The organism is Flavobacterium sp. GW821-FHT11G01, assembly GCF_058808175.1.
In genome coordinates this window covers 448,625-465,655 of record NZ_JBXARK010000002.1, presented here as the reverse complement: position 1 = coordinate 465,655, position 17,031 = coordinate 448,625, and the positions used below count along the sequence as shown (strand labels likewise).

Genomic DNA, 17,031 nt, shown 5'->3' with positions numbered 1-17,031 from the left:
AAGACATTTTCAGCATTCAGACAAAACACCCAAAGTTGCAGTTTATTTCGATTATTAAAAACTAAAAAGAGCAGTCTTTTCTAGTAATAGCTTATTTACAAAAATACCTAAAAAATTCCCGAACTTTTTATGAAAGCCCTATATTAACTAATTAAATTTACTTCTTTGCCAAATTATTAATATTTAATATTTATTTTAACAAAAATGCAACATTAACAATCAAAAATAAAACATCATTGCATTATTCAATTATCTTTGTCTTAATAAAAATTGCACAATGGAAGAATGTATCTCTGTTTTTGATATGCTTAAAATTGGCGTTGGCCCTTCAAGTTCGCATACTTTGGGACCGTGGCGCGCCGCTGAACGTTTTTTAGAAGAGTTAAAAAACGAATCTATTTTAGAACAAGTTACCAGAGTCAAAGTTGATTTATACGGTTCACTTTCATTAACCGGTAAAGGCCATGCTACCGACTTAGCTGTTATGCTTGGTTTAAGTGGCCAGGATCCTGAATACATTCCGGTAGACAATATTGCAGGAATTATTAAAACGATTGAAACCAAAAATGAAATCATTTTAGGGAATCAGGTTACGATTCCGTTTTACTTTCTTCAGGATATTGTTTTCAATAAAGACTTTCTTCCTTTTCATGCAAATGGACTAAAATTTACAGCTTACAAAGCAGATGATTCTGAATATGAATCGACTTTTTATTCTATTGGAGGCGGTTTTGTGGTTAAGGAAGAACGTACCAATGCCAAAATAAAAGAAGAAATTAAATGCGCTTTCCCCTTCCCGATTCAAAATGCTGTTGAGCTTTTAAATTATACGATTTCAGAAAACAAATCTATTTCAGAAATTGTTTATGAAAACGAAAAATCGATGCGCCCCGAAGAAGAAATTCACTCGGAATTAATGCGTATCTGGAATACGATGTTAGAGTGTATGTATATTGGTTGTCATACTGGAGGAATTCTTCCGGGAGGATTACATGTTCGCCGAAGAGCTTTTGATATGCATCAGAATTTAATTGGTCTTGCCAATTATAATAATCCACAATCCTGGTTAGAAGAAATTAGAAAGACTGAAGTTAAATTCCGCCAGATTTTAAAATGGGTAAGCTGTTTTGCACTTGCCGTAAATGAAGTAAATGCTTCTTTAGGTCGTGTCGTTACAGCTCCAACTAATGGAAGCGCAGGGGTAATTCCGGCTGTTTTAATGTATTATTTGGTAATTGAAAACCATAATGCCGGAGAAAAAGAAATCAAACAATTTTTAATGGTTGCGGGAGAAATTGGAAGTATCTTCAAAAAAGGATCTACTATTTCTGCAGCAATGGGCGGTTGTCAGGCCGAAATTGGTGTTTCGTCATCAATGGCTGCAGCGGCACTTTGCGAATTAATGGGCGGAACTCCTGCGCAAGTTTTAATGGCAGCCGAAATCGCTATGGAACATCATTTAGGTTTAACCTGCGATCCGATTGGAGGTTTGGTTCAGATTCCGTGTATTGAAAGAAATACAATGGGTGCTATAAAAGCCATAAATGCAGCCGAATTAGCACTTGAAACTGATTCTAAAAACGCAAAAGTACCTTTAGATAAAGTGATTAATACAATGTGGCAAACCGCAAAAGATATGAATTCTAAATACAAAGAAACTTCTGAAGGCGGATTGGCAATTGCAGTCAATATGGCCGATTGTTAGAATATATTACTTAATTTTGCAGTCAAAAAATTTTCGTTTTAAAAGTACTTTCTACTTTTAAAACTATTCAAAAAAACTAAAAAACTTACTTATAATGTCAGTTGCTAAAAAAGATTATAAAAGAATCACCACCAAATCATTAATCGAAATGAAAAGCAATGGAGAAAAAATCTCCATGTTAACAGCTTACGATTTCACAATGGCAAAAATTGTTGACACAGCTGGAATCGATGTGATTTTAGTAGGAGATTCGGCATCAAACGTTATGGCCGGACACGAAACGACGTTGCCAATTACTTTAGATCAAATGATTTACCATGCTTCTTCTGTAGTTCGTGCTATCGAAAGAGCGTTGGTTGTAGTCGATTTACCTTTTGGAAGTTACCAATCTGATCCAAAAGAAGCTTTACGTTCGGCAATCAGAATCATGAAAGAAAGTGGCGGACATGCTGTAAAATTAGAAGGCGGAAAAGAAATTAAAGAATCAATTAAAAAAATATTAAACGCAGGAATTCCAGTAATGGGGCACTTGGGTTTAACACCACAATCTATCTATAAATTCGGAACTTATAGTGTTCGTGCTAAAGAAGAAGAAGAAGCTGAAAAATTAATCGAAGATGCAAAAATGCTTGAAAAAGTAGGCTGTTTTGCAGTAGTTTTAGAAAAAATTCCTGCTGATTTGGCGGAAAAAGTGGCTAAAAGTATTTCGATTCCGGTTATCGGAATTGGTGCCGGAGGCGGCGTTGACGGTCAGGTTTTGGTAATTCACGATATGTTAGGAATGAATAATGAATTCAGCCCACGTTTCTTGCGTCGTTACTTAAACTTATATCAGGAAATGACCTCAGCAATCAGTCAATATGTGACAGATGTGAAATCTAGTGATTTTCCTAATTCTAGTGAGCAATATTAATTTTCAAGGTACTAAGGTTCTAAGTTGCTAAGATTCTAAGGTTTCTTTTTTATAGGTACAAAGATTCTAAGCAACAAAGGCACAAAGGTTTTAAAATTGAATAGCCTCCAGCTTTTGCTGGAGGACTTTTTTATTCATATAAAAAGGCTTTAGCCGAATTCTTTTCAATCCAAAATCTAAGCAATTCTAAAATGAAAATAATTTCAGATAAAAACAATCTCCAAATTCTACACGAAGACAATCACATCATTGTGGTAAACAAACGTGTGGGTGATATTGTCCAGGGTGACAAAACGGGTGATAAACCTTTATCTGATATTGTTAAAGAATATATTAAAGATAAATACAATAAACCTGGTGATGTGTTTTTGGGAGTGATTCATCGTTTGGATCGACCTACAACCGGAATTGTTGTTTTTGCCAGAACAAGTAAAGCTTTAACACGAATGAACGAAATGTTCAGCAATCGTGAAACGCAAAAAACCTATTGGGCAGTTGTAAAGAATAAACCTCAGCAAACAACTGCAAAATTGGTTCATTATCTTAAAAGAAACGAAAAAAATAATACTTCAAAAGCACATTTAAAAGAAGTTCCGGATAGTAAAATTGCCAGTTTAGATTATACTGTTTTCAAAGAACTTCAAAATTATGTGGCTTTAGAAATTAATCTTCATACGGGGCGTCATCATCAAATTCGGGCACAATTAGCTGCTATTGGATCGCCAATTAAAGGGGATTTAAAATATGGTTTTGACAGAAGCAATCCTGACGGAGGCATTCATCTTCATGCCAGAAAACTGGTTTTTATTCATCCGGTTTCAAAAGAGAATATAACAATTATTGCTCCTACTCCTGACGAGACAATTTGGAATGCGCTGTGATTTTATGATTTAATTGTTAATTTTTTAAATTTTATCGATTAACTTGCATAGGCTAAAAAAACAAGTTGATCAAAAAATGGACTATAAAAACGATATCGGATACAGAAAAGAAACGCTTAAAAAGTTATTGTACAACATACAAAAAAGCGAAGATTTAATTGTAAAAGCTTTATACGATGATTTTAAAAAGCCCGAATTTGAAGCTGTTCTAACAGAAACAAATTATGTTATCTCAGACCTGAAAGACACCATCAAAAATATTCACAAATGGGCAGGTCGAAAACGTGTTTTCCCATCCATTCTAAATTTCCCTTCTACAGATTATATTTATAAAGAACCTTACGGAAACGTTTTGGTAATAGCTCCGTGGAATTACCCTTTTCAATTGGCATTGTGTCCTCTTATTTCCGCTGTTGCCGCTGGAAACAGGGTTGTTTTAAAACCTTCTGAACTTACTCCTCATACTTCTTCAATCATTGCTAAAATTATTGAAAAGACTTTCCATATTAATCATGTTGAAGTACACGAAGGCGGTGTTGAAGTTTCTAATAAATTACTGGCACAACGCTGGGATTATATTTTCTTTACCGGAAGTGTTGCTGTTGGAAAAGTTGTTGCCAAAGCAGCAGCGGAAAATCTAACTCCCGTAACTCTAGAATTAGGCGGAAAAAATCCTTGTGTTATTGACGAAACGGCCAATTTAAAATTAGCCGCCAAACGAATTGTCTGGGGAAAATTTATAAATGCCGGCCAAACTTGTATCGCACCGGATTATATTCTGATTCAGAAAAACATGAAAGTCAATTTTATTACTTTTTTAATTGACGAAATTATAAAAGCTTATGGCAAAAAAATGGACAAATCTCCAGATTTTGCGCGTATCATCAACACTAAAAACTTTCTTCGATTAGACAGTATGATCGAACGTGAAAAAGTAATTTTTGGAGGAGAAACCGATGCTAACAAATTATTTATTTCACCAACATTAATAGAAGAGCCGGCTCTAGATAGTCCCGTAATGAAAGAAGAAATTTTTGGTCCAATTTTACCTATTCTTACTTATGAAACCGAAGCTGAAATTCACAACGTTATAAGCAAATATGAAAAGCCGCTCGCCTTTTATATTTTCAGTGAAAATCATTCTTTCGCCAAAAAACTTATAGAAAATTATTCGTTTGGAGGCGGTTGTATTAACGATACAGTTGTTCATTTTTCAAACAAAAGATTGCCTTTTGGAGGTGTTGGTCATAGCGGAATTGGTGCTTATCACGGTAAATTAAGTTTTGATATTTTTTCTCATCATAAAGCCATTGTCAAAAAAGGAAACTGGTTAGATCTTCCCATGCGATATGCTCCTTATAAAGATAAACTGGCTTCTATAAAACGCTTATTAGACTGGATGTAACCAAACAAAAATGTACTTGTGTATATTTTGTAGATTATCATATGTAATTGATTAAAAATATTATATTTACGTTTCAGTATTTAACCAAAACGTAAAAAGTATAAAAACAATTCTACAATCAAAATGAAATCTACACTTGATCAAATCGAAGACATTAAAAATCATGGCTATTCCTTAGATTTTTCAACTGTCTTTAACCATGCTTTCGAAAATTATAAAAAAATAGCACTTTATGCCGGACTTATAATTTTAGTAACTTCAGTCATCTTTTTATTCGCATTTTTCAGTGTACTTGTTGCTTATTTTGGTATTGAAAGCATGAGTAAAGAATTTTTTGAAAATTTTGAAAATCAAAAATTATCTTATGTAGAATTATTAATTTCTACAATTGGTATTTCTTTATTAAGCGGTATTCTGGCGCCATTTGGAGCAGGATTTCTTAAAATGGCAGATTGTGCTGACAAAGATGAAGAATTTAATGTTTCTACCATTTTTACTTATTACAAAGGGACTTATTTTGGTCAGATCTTTACAGCTACATTCATTATCTCAGTTGTAGGAACTGCCATTTCAAATGCGCTTGAAAATGCCGGAGTAGCACTTTTAGGAGGCGCCATTTCAATATTTATCAACTTTTTCACTTATTTAGCTGTTCCGTTAATTGTTTTCGGAAATCTAAAAGCTTTAGATGCTATTAAATCAAGTATAATCGTTGTAAGCAAAAACCCTTTAATAATTTTTGCTTTATTTATTGTCGGCATTTTAGGGGCAATAGTAGGTGTATTTGCCTGTTGTGTACCAATCCTGTTCACAATTGCTTTTAATACATCAATGACCTACGCCACTTATTATGGAATTTTTAATATGGAAGAAGAAGATCCAATTGACGCAATTGGTCAATCAGATTTAGAATAAAACGAAGATTCTAAATAAATCAAAGAGCCTAACCTACTCTGTTTAGAAAATTCAAAAACGCTATTTACTAAACCAAACATACCCAAATACTATGGTAGTAAACTATAGTTTTTATAATTCACTGCTTTCAGGAATTACCCATTTTGGTAGTACCCTGAAAGCAGTTATTACAAATTGGTATGTCTTTGGTCCCGAAATTATTTTCTACAATAATCCAAAACTTATTGTTTTAGGTTTATCCCTCTTTGGTTTCTTAAGCATTCTGGTTTATCAGTTTTTTAGAATTAAAGCCAAAATTGGTAGTTTCATTGAAAAAAAGAGAGAAACTGACACCGCTAGAAATGAATATCAGCTATATATTTTATTTTTTGGAATTGCGGTTATTCTAATCGAAATCATCAATGAAATATTTAGAATCAGACCAAAAAGTCTTTTAGCAATCAATGTCTGCATTGGTGTTTTCGCACTCATTATTTACTTTCTTACAGGTAAAATAAAAGTATTACGCGATAAAATTCAGGAAATTTTCATTTTTTCGTTTTTCATCTATATAAGTTATGTTGTACGTAATATCATTTATCTTCCAAATGATGTTGTACCAATTATTACTTTTTTGATTTCCTTTTTCTTTTCGTACAGCATTTTAAAACCAATAAAAATATATTGGGCATTTGTTGCACTCACCTTTATCTTTCTTACTATAACTGTTGTTTTTAATTTAATTCCAATTAAATCATCTGTTTTACTAATCAATTTTAGTATTCTTATTTTCGTTATTAATCAGGTAAAATATGCTGTTTTATTAAATAATCGTGACACTTTTAGGTTTACCAACGAAATTGTCCATAAAGGAAATTCCCTGACAATTGCTACAAATGAAAATGGAGAATTACTTTTTTGTAGTGAAACCATCACTTCGATTTTAGGTTATCAACCGGAAGACGTTAAAGGAATGGAGTTCTGGAGACTTACCGAAGATCAGGAATTCAACAGAGAAAATTATCAGAAAAACTACATTGACAATAAATTATACATTAGAAAATTAAAAAACAAAAATGGTGAATTTAAGTACATTCAATGGAAGGATAAAAAATTCTCCCAGGATTTAATTATCAGTATTGGTCAGGATGTAACAGAGCAAATTATTGTTCAGGATCAATATAAAAACCTTATTCAAACTGCGACCGATATTATTTTTGAAATTAGTGCCGATGGGTATTTTACATTTATAAATGAATTCGGATTTTCGATTTTAGGATATGCTGAAAATGAAGTGATTTTGCAGCATTATTCCAATTTTATTCATGAGGATTATATCAGAAATGCAGTCGATTTTTACGAAAACCTGGAGAAAAACGGAAACAGTTATCCCACAATTGAAATTCCGATTATAAAAAAGGACGGAAGCGAAATATGGATCTCACAAAAAGTAATCGTACGTAAAAATGATTTAGGAGAAATAATAGGTTTTGCTGGTATTGCCAGAGATATTACAGAGATGAAAAATATCGAAAATGAGAAAAAGCGACGTTTAGAAAAAATTGAAGGTTATAATAATTCTACTAAAAAATTATCGACAACAGATTTTCGTGAATATCATAATTTGCAAACTGTAATTGATTCTATTATAAAAGAAGCGGCAACAATATCGAAGGCAAACAGAGTAAGCTTCTGGAAATTTACAGGAGACGTAATCATTTGTAAAAATTTATTCAGCAGTGATGACCAGGATCTAAATGATAAAAATATCCTGGATAAAGAATCGTATCCTATTTATTTTGAAACTTTAAAAAACAAAGCCATAATTAATGCTCCTGATGTTTTTGACAAATTAGAGACATCTGAATTTCAGGAAATTTATTTTAGAAAAAATAAAATAAAATCGATGCTTGATGTTCCCATTTTTTCAAATGGACAATTGGCAGGTGTTGTTTGTTTTGAAAGTACCGGCGAAAAAAGAGACTGGGACAATGAAGACATCAACTATGCGAGAACAATTTCTGATGTAATTTCGCTGGCTATTTCTTCTCAAATGCGACTTAAAGCAGAGAAAAAACTGGAACACAAAAGTGAACTGCTTTCTGCATTAGCACTTTGTACAGAAAAGTTTTTATTGAGCAAAAGTCTGCAAAAAATGTTTCAGGAAACTTATGATATTATTGGAAAAGCCTCAAAGGTCGATCATATTTTTTATTATGAAAAAGATCTTGAAACCAACACTATCAGTCAGCAATACAAGTGGTCGCGAGAAGGGATTGAACATCAGATAACTGAATTACAAGTTTTTACTGAAGATGATTTAAAGGAAATTGTATCTCATTCTCAAAGTAGAAAAGTTTTAAATATGCGAACCCGTGATCTGGAAGATACCTTTTTCAAGAAACTACTGGTTAACAATAAAATCAAATCAATATTAATTTTACCGCTGTTTACCAACAATGTTTTTTCCGGTTTTATCGGATTTGATGATTGTACCAGAGAAAGAAAATGGACAGATGACGAAATTTATATTTTTCAGACACTGGCCAATAACATTTCTTCGGCTTTAGACCGAAACAGAAATATTGCTAAAATTAAAGAAAGCGAAGATGCCATAAAAGCAAAAGAACTGGCAGAAGCAGCCAATAAATCTAAATCTGATTTCTTGGCCAATATGTCACACGAAATCAGAACACCTTTAAATGGAATAATAGGATTTACACATTTATTGATGAAGACCAATCTTGAAGAAATTCAGGAAAAGTACATGACCACCATTAATCAATCGGCGCATTCCTTACTGGAAATTATAAATGATATTCTTGATTTTTCTAAAATTGAAGCAGGAAAACTAGAGCTTTTTATTGATTTATATGATGTTGAGAAAATACTGGGGCAAATATTTGATTTGATTATTTACGAATCCAATCAAAAAAATCTCGAACTTGAATTAAATTTAGATCCCTCTATACCAAAATATATCTGGACTGATATTGTTCGCTTGAAACAAATTTTGATCAACCTTTTATCTAATGCCATCAAGTTTACAAATGAAGGATCAATCAAACTAAATGTGACTGTTCTGGATAAAAAATCAGATGATAACTATATCATTCGTTTTTCTGTAACTGACACGGGAATTGGAATATTAGAAAAAAATCAGAAAAAAATATTCAAAGCCTTCTCTCAGGAAGACAGTTCAACTACAAGAAAATTTGGAGGAACAGGTTTAGGATTGACGATTTCAAATCAATTATTAGCTTTAATGGAAAGTCGTTTACAACTTAAGAGTAAAATAAACGAAGGCAGTAATTTTTATTTCGATCTGAATTTAAAAACCAGTCACAAAAGTATTAATGAAAAATTCAAGGAAATTTCAAACCATACTAGTCCTGAATATACTTTAAGTTATAGCTCTAATCGAAAAAAGGTGAGTATTTTGATTGTAGAAGATAACAAAGTAAACATGTTGCTTTTAAAAACGATTGTCAAGAATCTAAACCTGAATGCTATTATTTTCGAATGCGAAAACGGATACGAAGCCGTTAAACAAATTGAAAACATCAATCCGGATCTTGTCTTTATGGATATTCAGATGCCAATTATGAATGGTTATGAAGCTACAAAGGCGATCAGAATTACTGAAATAGGTCAGCGTATACCCATAATTGCTGTTACCGCCGGAGCAGAAAAAGAAGAGAGAAATAAATGTTTGTCAGCCGGAATGAATGATTATATCTCAAAACCTATTATAAGAGGCACTGTCGAAGAAGCCATACGAAAATGGTTGAAATAATATAAAACTAAATTGTTTCAGTTAACGTGTAATTCCTAAAAAATACATAAATTCGTATGAAAGAAAACTTAAAAAGCTTAAATAGAAAGATATGAAATGGTTAGGCAGAAGACAAAGTGATAATGTTGAAGACCGAAGAGGTGTTTCTGGAGGAAAAGTAGCTCTTGGAGGCGGAGTCATAGGTATAATTATCTTGTTATTAAATGTTTTTGGTGGTGAAACCGGTCAAACTGTAGGATCAGCATTAGAACAAATGCAGGGTGGTCAGCAGACTGAAGCTGCAGCCCCGTTGAGTAAGGAAGATGAAGAAATGGGAAACTTTGTGCGCGTAATCCTTGCGGACAATGAAGATATTTGGAGCAAAATATTTGAAGAACACGGAATGACCTATAAAAATCCGAAATTGGTACTTTTTAGAGGCTCTGTACAAACTAATTGCGGTAGTGCATCATCTACATCAGGGCCATTTTATTGTCCGGGCGATCAAAAGGTATATATGGATTTAGGCTTCTTTGAAGAGCTAAAAACTAAATTTGGAGCCAAGGGTGGTGACTTTGCCATTGCGTACGTTATAGCGCATGAAATTGGTCATCACGTTCAGACTTTACTTGGAACGTCCGAAAAAATGCATCAGGCTCAGGAAGGACAAAGTGAAGCTGAAGCAAACAAACTTTCTGTTGCACTTGAATTGCAAGCCGACTTTTATGCAGGAGTATGGACGCATTATAATCAGAAAAATTTAGATACCGATGATATTGACGAAGCTTTAAGTGCTGCCAATGCAGTTGGAGATGATGCCATTCAAAGTAAAATGAGCGGACAGGTGGTTCCGGATTCGTTTACGCACGGAACATCAGAACAAAGAATGTACTGGTTTAAAAAAGGCTTCAGAACCGGCGATATTAAACAAGGAACTACATTTGAAGAAATACGATAATTCACAAACCAAATATAATAACCAACCAAAGCACAACGTTTAAGTTGTGCTTTTTTTGTTTGTCATCCTGAGGAACGAAGGATCACACTAGAGATCGACAAAGATTGGAGGATTTACTGTACCGGAGCTCCTTGTGTGATCCTTCGTTCCTCAGGATGACAAAAACCGCCAAAATTATTCGCACAAAAAAAGCCTTGAATTTCTTCAAGGCTTTAAATTTCTGGGTGGCTGACCGGGTTCGAACCGGCGACCCGCGGCACCACAAACCGCTACTCTAACCAGCTGAGCTACAACCACCATTTTGCTTAGCGGTTGCAAATATACAACTAATGTTTACTTCCGCAAATAAAAAATTGAAAAAATATTAAACTTTTTAAATCAAATCTTCTAAGCTATTGACAGCCAAACATCTTTCAACAGTAAAACCTTCAGCAAAATCTTTCCCAACCAGTCTTCCTAAGTCCTTTGCACGATAATTTAAGCTTTCGAAAAAGTTTTTACTTGTAATTGGCGTTGCAGGTTCTTTTGAATTAGGATCATAAAATTGTGTTTTATAAGCCGCAATCGCTTCTACTTTTTTATTCTCAAAGCCTGTAATATCTACAACAAAATCTGGTTCGATGTTTTTCCACTGAATATAATGATAAACCACTTTTGGTCTCCAGGCTTCTTGTTTTTCACCATCAACAACAGTTTCAATTTTCATCAATCCAGATAGAAAACAAGCATCAGAAACTAATTTGCTTCCTTTTCCGTGGTCAATATGTCGATCATCAATTGCATTACACAATACAATTTCAGGTTTGTATTTTCGGATCATTTTAATAACTTCTAACTGATGCTTTTCATCGTTTACAAAAAAACCGTCTCGTAAACCTAAATTTTCACGAACCAAAACGCCTAATATTTTTGCAGCAGCTTTCGCTTCTTCATCTCTGGTTTTTGCTGTTCCGCGTGTACCTAATTCTCCTCTCGTTAAATCTACGATTCCCACTTTTTTTCCAAGTGATACTTCTTTTAAAATAGTCCCCGCACAACCTAATTCTACATCATCAGGATGTGCACCAAAGGCTAGTATATCTAATTTCATTTTTTTTGTTTCAGGTTTAAAGTTTCAGGTTTCAGGTTTTACGTTCCAACAACTTAAAACCTGAAACTTTTTAACAATTATTATTTTTTTTAATATTCAAAACTCTTTTCATGGTCATCGATTTATTGACACTTTCCTCCCATTCTTTTTCCGGGATACTTTCTTTTGTAATACCACATCCCATATACAAAATCGCTTTGTTGTCCTTGATTTGCATGCTACGTAAATTTACAAATAAATCAGAGCTATTGGCATTACGTGCAAAACTACTGTTCAATTCGCCTAAATATCCAGTATAAAAAGTTCTATCGTAATTTTCATTTTCAATTATGAATGCTTTTGCTTTTTTCTTAGGCAACCCGCAAACAGCTGGCGTTGGATGCAGTGTATCAATTACTTCTTCCAAAGTTGAATTATCATTTAAAATTCCCGAAATATCTGTTTTAATATGCCAGATTGATCCTGCCTTTATGCTGTAAGGTTCTGTAACCACAACTGAAGAAGCTACTTCACGCAATCTTTTTACAATAAAATCGGTTACGTATTGCTGTTCGTCTTTTTCTTTTTGTTGCCAGGAAATCTCTGTTTCTAAAGTTGCTTTCTGCGTTCCTGCCAAAGCTGTTGTTTCAAAAACATTTCCATTTGCTTTCAGCAATTGTTCTGGTGTGGCTCCCATCCAAAGTCCAATTTCCGGATGAAAGAAACAGTATGAAAAAGTCGACGGATAAAGATGAATCAAACGCTTAAAAGTGATAACAAAATCGAAATCTGTCAAATCAACTTTTTCGCTTCGGGATAAAACTACTTTTTTGAACTCGTCGTTTTCAATGGCTTCTATTCCTTTTGAAACCAAATCCTCATATTGACTTTTAGCTTCCGGATCAACAGCTAAATCATCAATTTCGTTGAAACTAAAACCAACAAATGTCTGTTCGGCACTAATAATTCTTGATTCTTCTTCCGGAATTATAAACAGCTGTTTTTCATCAAAAGAAGCAAAAACAAAACCTTTTTCACTGTAATCTGAAACAGTGTACAAAGTATCATTTTGCTGCAAAAGCGCATAAATACTTGATGAATTGGGTTTAGAATAAATTACAAAAGGCAATTTCTGCTCTTGATGTTTTCTTATAGTGGAGAAAAAGTCATTCATATGTTTTAATCTTTCTTTTTATCTAAAACCATATTAGTTAGTTTGCAAAGCGAAATCAAGTTTCCGGCTTCATCAGTAATTTTAATTTCCCAAAGATGAATACTTCTTCCTTTATGAATGATACGCGCCGTTCCAAAAACCCAGCCTTCACGAATACTTTTTAAGTGATTTGCTGAAATTTCGATTCCGCGTACTTCCTGTTCTTTTGTGTCGATAAAAAAGAATGAAGCGGCACTTCCTACACTTTCAGCCAAGGCCACTGAAGCTCCTCCATGTAACAATCCCATTGGTTGATGAACACTTGGATTTACTGGCATTTTTGCAGTTAAAAAGTCTTCGCCCGCATCGATATATTCAATTTTTAGCGTCTCCATCAAAGTGTTTTTAGAAAACTGATTGCAACGCTCTAATATTTGCTCTTTTGTGTAATTCATTAAAATGGGCTTTAAAATCGTAAAATTAAAGAAAAGATAAGATACAAATTAGAAAATCCAATTCTAATATTAAAAATCATTTATGAACCTGACCCTTTTTTGCTATTTTTACAAAAAAAGAATTTAAATGCGTAACTATTTTGCACTCTTCATTCTCGGCCTAATTCTGGCTTTTAGTTCTTGCAGAACTGACTTTGATACCGTTGCCAGTACAGGAGATTTAAAGTTTTCAAAAGATACCGTTTATCTGGATACCGTTTTTAAGAATATTGGCTCGAGCACTTATCAGCTTAAAGTCTATAATAAAAGTAAAAACGATATTTTGATTCCGATTATTCAACTCAAAAAAGGACTGAATTCTAAATACCGAATGACGGTTGACGGAATGACTGGCAACAACGGAAAAATTTTTAATAATGTTACGCTTTTAGCCAAAGACAGTTTATACATTTTTGTAGAAACGACCGCAGATATTACAGACGCCAATCCAACTGATTTTCTTTATACTGATGAAATCCAATTTGATAGTGGAGAAAACCTTCAACAAGTGGCTTTGGTAACGTTAATTCAGGATGCTGTTTTTTTATATCCGAAGCAAAACGCAGATGGTTCTAAAGAAAAAATTAAAATTGACGGCAAAGAGGTTGATGGATTTTATTTGGATGAAAATGATGCTGTCAACGGAAATGAATTGATTTTTACCAAACAAAAACCTTATGTAATTTACGGTTATGCGGGAGTTCCTGAAAACAAAACAGTCACTTTTGATGCCGGATCACGTGTGTATTTCCATGCAAACTCGGGACTATTTGTAGATAAAAAAGCTTCATTAAAAATAAACGGAACTACATCGACAACTGAAAAACTGGAAAATGAAGTTATTTTTGAAGGAGATCGATTAGAATCGCTTTACGATGCCATTCCGGGACAATGGAATTCGGTTATGCTGGCTGAAGGCAGTACAAATCATTCTATAAACCATTTAACACTTAAAAATGCTATAGTTGGTTTATCCTTCAAAAATCAGGATGCCACGACCGTTTCCATTAAAAATACACAGATTTACAATTGTGTTGAATATGGAATATTGGCACAAAATGCTAAAATCACAGGGGAAAATATTGTAATCAATTATGCTGGATTAGCAAGTTTGTCTTGTGTTTATGGTGGAAAATATAGTTTCGCACATTGCACTTTTAACAACAACTGGCAAAACAGTACACATTTCGCAGTAAACATCAGCAATACTTTGGCTGGAGCAACTCCGGAAACTAATCCCTTGACCCAGGCCACTTTTAATAATTGTATTATTTATGGTTCTAATACAAATGAATTCAATTTAAATAAAAATGCCAATGCTGCGTTTGTTTATCAATTGAATAATTGTTTGTTGAAATTCAATAGTTCAACCACAAACCCCGATTATCAATTTAAAACAGACGCTGTTCATTATAATCAGATTATTCTAAATGAAAATCCGAAATTTTTAAATGTTTCTCAAAATAAATTCAACATTGATAATAGTTCTGCCGCTTTCGCGAAAGGAAATCAGGCGTATATAATTCCATTGGATATTACTGGAGCAACCAGAACTTCTCCTCCAGATTTGGGTGCTTATCAAAGTGCTGTTTTTCCTAAATAAAAAAAATTGCCACGAAGGCACAAAGACACGAAGTTTTTTTGTTTCACGCAGATTTTCACAGATTTAGGAAGAATTAGACAGATTTTTTTATAATCACTTTAATCTTCTAATCTGTGGCTATAAAAAACTTCGTGTCTTTGCGACTTTGTGGCAGCAAACTTACCCGTAAGAAAATATATCTAAAAATAAACATTTCTTAACTCCGTGTATTCTTAAAAGTAGTAAATTTGATACAATTAACAAATTAAGATATTTAAAATCAATTTGTTACCAAACCAAATTTAAACTACTTTTTATGAAAAAACTCTACTCTTTTTTATTATTACTCTTTATTACGGCAAGTTTTGCTCAAATTCCGAGTGGTTATTACAACACTGCAACCGGAACAGGTTATACTTTAAAAACCCAATTGTACAATATTATAAAAGGCCATACTGATAACGGATATGCTGGCTTGTACACGACGTATCAAACTTCTGATGTTGATAATTTTTATGAGAATGACGGAACGGTTTTGGACATGTATTCTGAAAATCCTTCCGGAACAGATCCTTACAATTACAGCACAGGAACTACGCAACGATGCGGAAATTATTCTGTTGAAGGCGATTGTTACAATAGAGAACACATTATTCCGCAATCTGTTTTTAATGAACAATCTCCAATGGTTGCCGATGCTCATTTTATTACACCAACAGATGGAAAAGTAAACGGAATGCGTTCTAATTATCCACATGGAACTGTAAGTTCAGCAACTTATACTTCTCAAAATGGAGGAAAATTGGGTTCAAGTTCTGTGTCAGGATATTCAGGAACTGTTTTTGAACCTATTAATGCTTTTAAAGGTGACATTGCGAGAATGTATTTTTACTTTGCAACGCGTTATGAAAATACCGTTGCCGGATATTCATATGCGATGTTTGATGGTTCAAGCAATAAAGTTTTTACAACCGCTTTCTTAAATGTTTTGCTGGCATGGAATGCACAAGATCCTGTAAGTGCACGTGAAATCGCCAGAAACAACGCGATTTATGCACGTCAAAATAACAGAAATCCATACATCGATCATCCGGAATATGTAAATCAAATTTGGGGAGGTACTCCTTCCGGAGATACTCAGGCGCCAACTACTCCAACGAGTTTGGCTTCAACTTCAAAAACTTCGACTTCGATTACGCTTTCCTGGACAGCTTCTACAGATAATACAGCTGTTACAGGTTATGATGTTTATGCAAACAGCGTTTTAAAAACAACCGTTTCAGGAGTAACAGCAACAATAACAGGTTTAACGGCTTCAACAAGTTATTCGATTTATGTTAAAGCAAAAGATGCTGCCGGAAATACTTCTGCATCTAGCAACACAATTGCCGTAACAACAAACAGCAGCGGAACGGGAACAGCAACCGATTTGCTTTTCTCTGAATATATTGAAGGTTCCGGAAATAATAAAGCACTGGAAATCGCCAATAATACCGGAAGTTCCGTTAGTTTATCTGCTTATACCATTAAAAAAGAAACAAATGGTGCGGGTTCATGGAGTACAGGTTTAGCTTTGAGTGGTACATTAACTACCGGAAGTAAATTTGTAGTTGTAAACAGTTCTATTTCTTCAACTTGTTTTTCTACAAGCGCAGCCAACATTTCGACAACAGCAACCGAATTGACTTTCAACGGAAATGATGCCGTAGGTTTATTTAAAAATGGTGTTTTGATTGATATTATTGGAACATTTTCCGGCGGAACAGCCAATTTTGCTATTGATGTTACTTTAAGAAGAAAATCGACCGTAACTTCTCCGTCAACAACATTTAATTTAAGTTCGCAATGGGATTCTTATACGACAGATACTTGTAATAATCTGGCAAGTAAAATGGTACAACCTGATGAAGAAGAAATTACTGTTCTGGATTCAGATGAAATCATACTTTATCCAAATCCTTCTGACGGAAATTTCTATGTTGTTTTTTCTACTTTAGACCAACCTTACTCTATTGAAATTATCTCCTTTGCCGGACAAAAAGTCTTCGAAAAAGAGAATATCATAGATCCTGCAATTTCAGTAAGTCACCTTGCTAAAGGAATTTATCTGGTAAAAATCACAAAAGATTCAAAAACAACTATTAAAAACATAGTAATTAAATAAAGGTTCACCATATAAGTGATATAAGAAATTGAAGTTTT

The 17,031-nt window shown here is 33.6% G+C and carries 12 protein-coding genes and 1 tRNA gene; 9 read left to right on the top strand and 4 right to left on the bottom strand.

Annotated features, from left to right (window positions below; genetic code table 11):
• Positions 1 to 277: 277 nt before the first annotated feature.
• From AC1RRN_RS05815 to ypfJ, 7 genes are all read left to right on the top strand, one after another.
• A complete protein-coding gene (locus tag AC1RRN_RS05815) occupies positions 278 to 1,705 on the top strand; it encodes an L-serine ammonia-lyase (protein ID WP_492966399.1) in 1,428 nt (475 codons plus the stop codon).
• A gap of 94 nt (positions 1,706 to 1,799) precedes the next feature.
• Positions 1,800 to 2,618, top strand: coding sequence for a 3-methyl-2-oxobutanoate hydroxymethyltransferase (gene panB / locus AC1RRN_RS05810; RefSeq protein ID WP_492966398.1), 819 nt, complete (start codon positions 1,800 to 1,802; stop codon positions 2,616 to 2,618).
• A gap of 191 nt (positions 2,619 to 2,809) precedes the next feature.
• Entirely contained in the window at positions 2,810 to 3,499 is a 690-nt protein-coding gene (locus AC1RRN_RS05805) for an RluA family pseudouridine synthase (protein WP_492966397.1), read from the top strand.
• A 76-nt stretch (positions 3,500 to 3,575) separates the two neighbouring features.
• The gene (locus AC1RRN_RS05800; RefSeq protein ID WP_492966396.1) at positions 3,576 to 4,904 is read left to right on the top strand and encodes an aldehyde dehydrogenase; all 1,329 of its coding nucleotides are present in this window, start codon (positions 3,576 to 3,578) and stop codon (positions 4,902 to 4,904) included.
• A 123-nt stretch (positions 4,905 to 5,027) separates the two neighbouring features.
• The gene (locus AC1RRN_RS05795) at positions 5,028 to 5,819 is read left to right on the top strand and encodes a hypothetical protein (protein WP_492966395.1); all 792 of its coding nucleotides are present in this window, start codon (positions 5,028 to 5,030) and stop codon (positions 5,817 to 5,819) included.
• 91 nt (positions 5,820 to 5,910) lie between these two features.
• Positions 5,911 to 9,594: a response regulator gene (locus AC1RRN_RS05790; RefSeq protein ID WP_492966394.1), complete on the top strand. Its 3,684-nt coding sequence runs from the start codon at positions 5,911 to 5,913 to the stop codon at positions 9,592 to 9,594.
• A gap of 91 nt (positions 9,595 to 9,685) precedes the next feature.
• Positions 9,686 to 10,531: a KPN_02809 family neutral zinc metallopeptidase gene (ypfJ, locus tag AC1RRN_RS05785; protein ID WP_492966393.1), complete on the top strand. Its 846-nt coding sequence runs from the start codon at positions 9,686 to 9,688 to the stop codon at positions 10,529 to 10,531.
• A gap of 223 nt (positions 10,532 to 10,754) precedes the next feature.
• Here ypfJ and AC1RRN_RS05780 read toward each other — a convergent pair.
• The 4 genes from AC1RRN_RS05780 to AC1RRN_RS05765 form a co-directional block, all read right to left on the bottom strand.
• Positions 10,755 to 10,828: transfer RNA gene (locus AC1RRN_RS05780), tRNA-His, on the bottom strand.
• 76 nt (positions 10,829 to 10,904) lie between these two features.
• Positions 10,905 to 11,621, bottom strand: coding sequence for a bacillithiol biosynthesis deacetylase BshB1 (gene bshB1 / locus AC1RRN_RS05775; protein ID WP_492966392.1), 717 nt, complete (start codon positions 11,619 to 11,621; stop codon positions 10,905 to 10,907).
• A 70-nt stretch (positions 11,622 to 11,691) separates the two neighbouring features.
• A complete protein-coding gene (locus AC1RRN_RS05770; RefSeq protein ID WP_492966391.1) occupies positions 11,692 to 12,774 on the bottom strand; it encodes a chorismate-binding protein in 1,083 nt (360 codons plus the stop codon).
• A gap of 5 nt (positions 12,775 to 12,779) precedes the next feature.
• On the bottom strand, positions 12,780 to 13,208 hold the full coding sequence (locus AC1RRN_RS05765; protein ID WP_492966390.1) for a PaaI family thioesterase: 429 nt from the start codon (positions 13,206 to 13,208) through the stop codon (positions 12,780 to 12,782).
• Between the two features lie 127 nt (positions 13,209 to 13,335).
• On the opposite strand from AC1RRN_RS05765, the gene AC1RRN_RS05760 reads away from it, so the two are divergent.
• Positions 13,336 to 14,850: a hypothetical protein gene (locus AC1RRN_RS05760; RefSeq protein ID WP_492966389.1), complete on the top strand. Its 1,515-nt coding sequence runs from the start codon at positions 13,336 to 13,338 to the stop codon at positions 14,848 to 14,850.
• A 295-nt stretch (positions 14,851 to 15,145) separates the two neighbouring features.
• Positions 15,146 to 16,993, top strand: coding sequence for an endonuclease (locus tag AC1RRN_RS05755; RefSeq protein WP_492966388.1), 1,848 nt, complete (start codon positions 15,146 to 15,148; stop codon positions 16,991 to 16,993).
• Positions 16,994 to 17,031 lie beyond the last annotated feature (38 nt).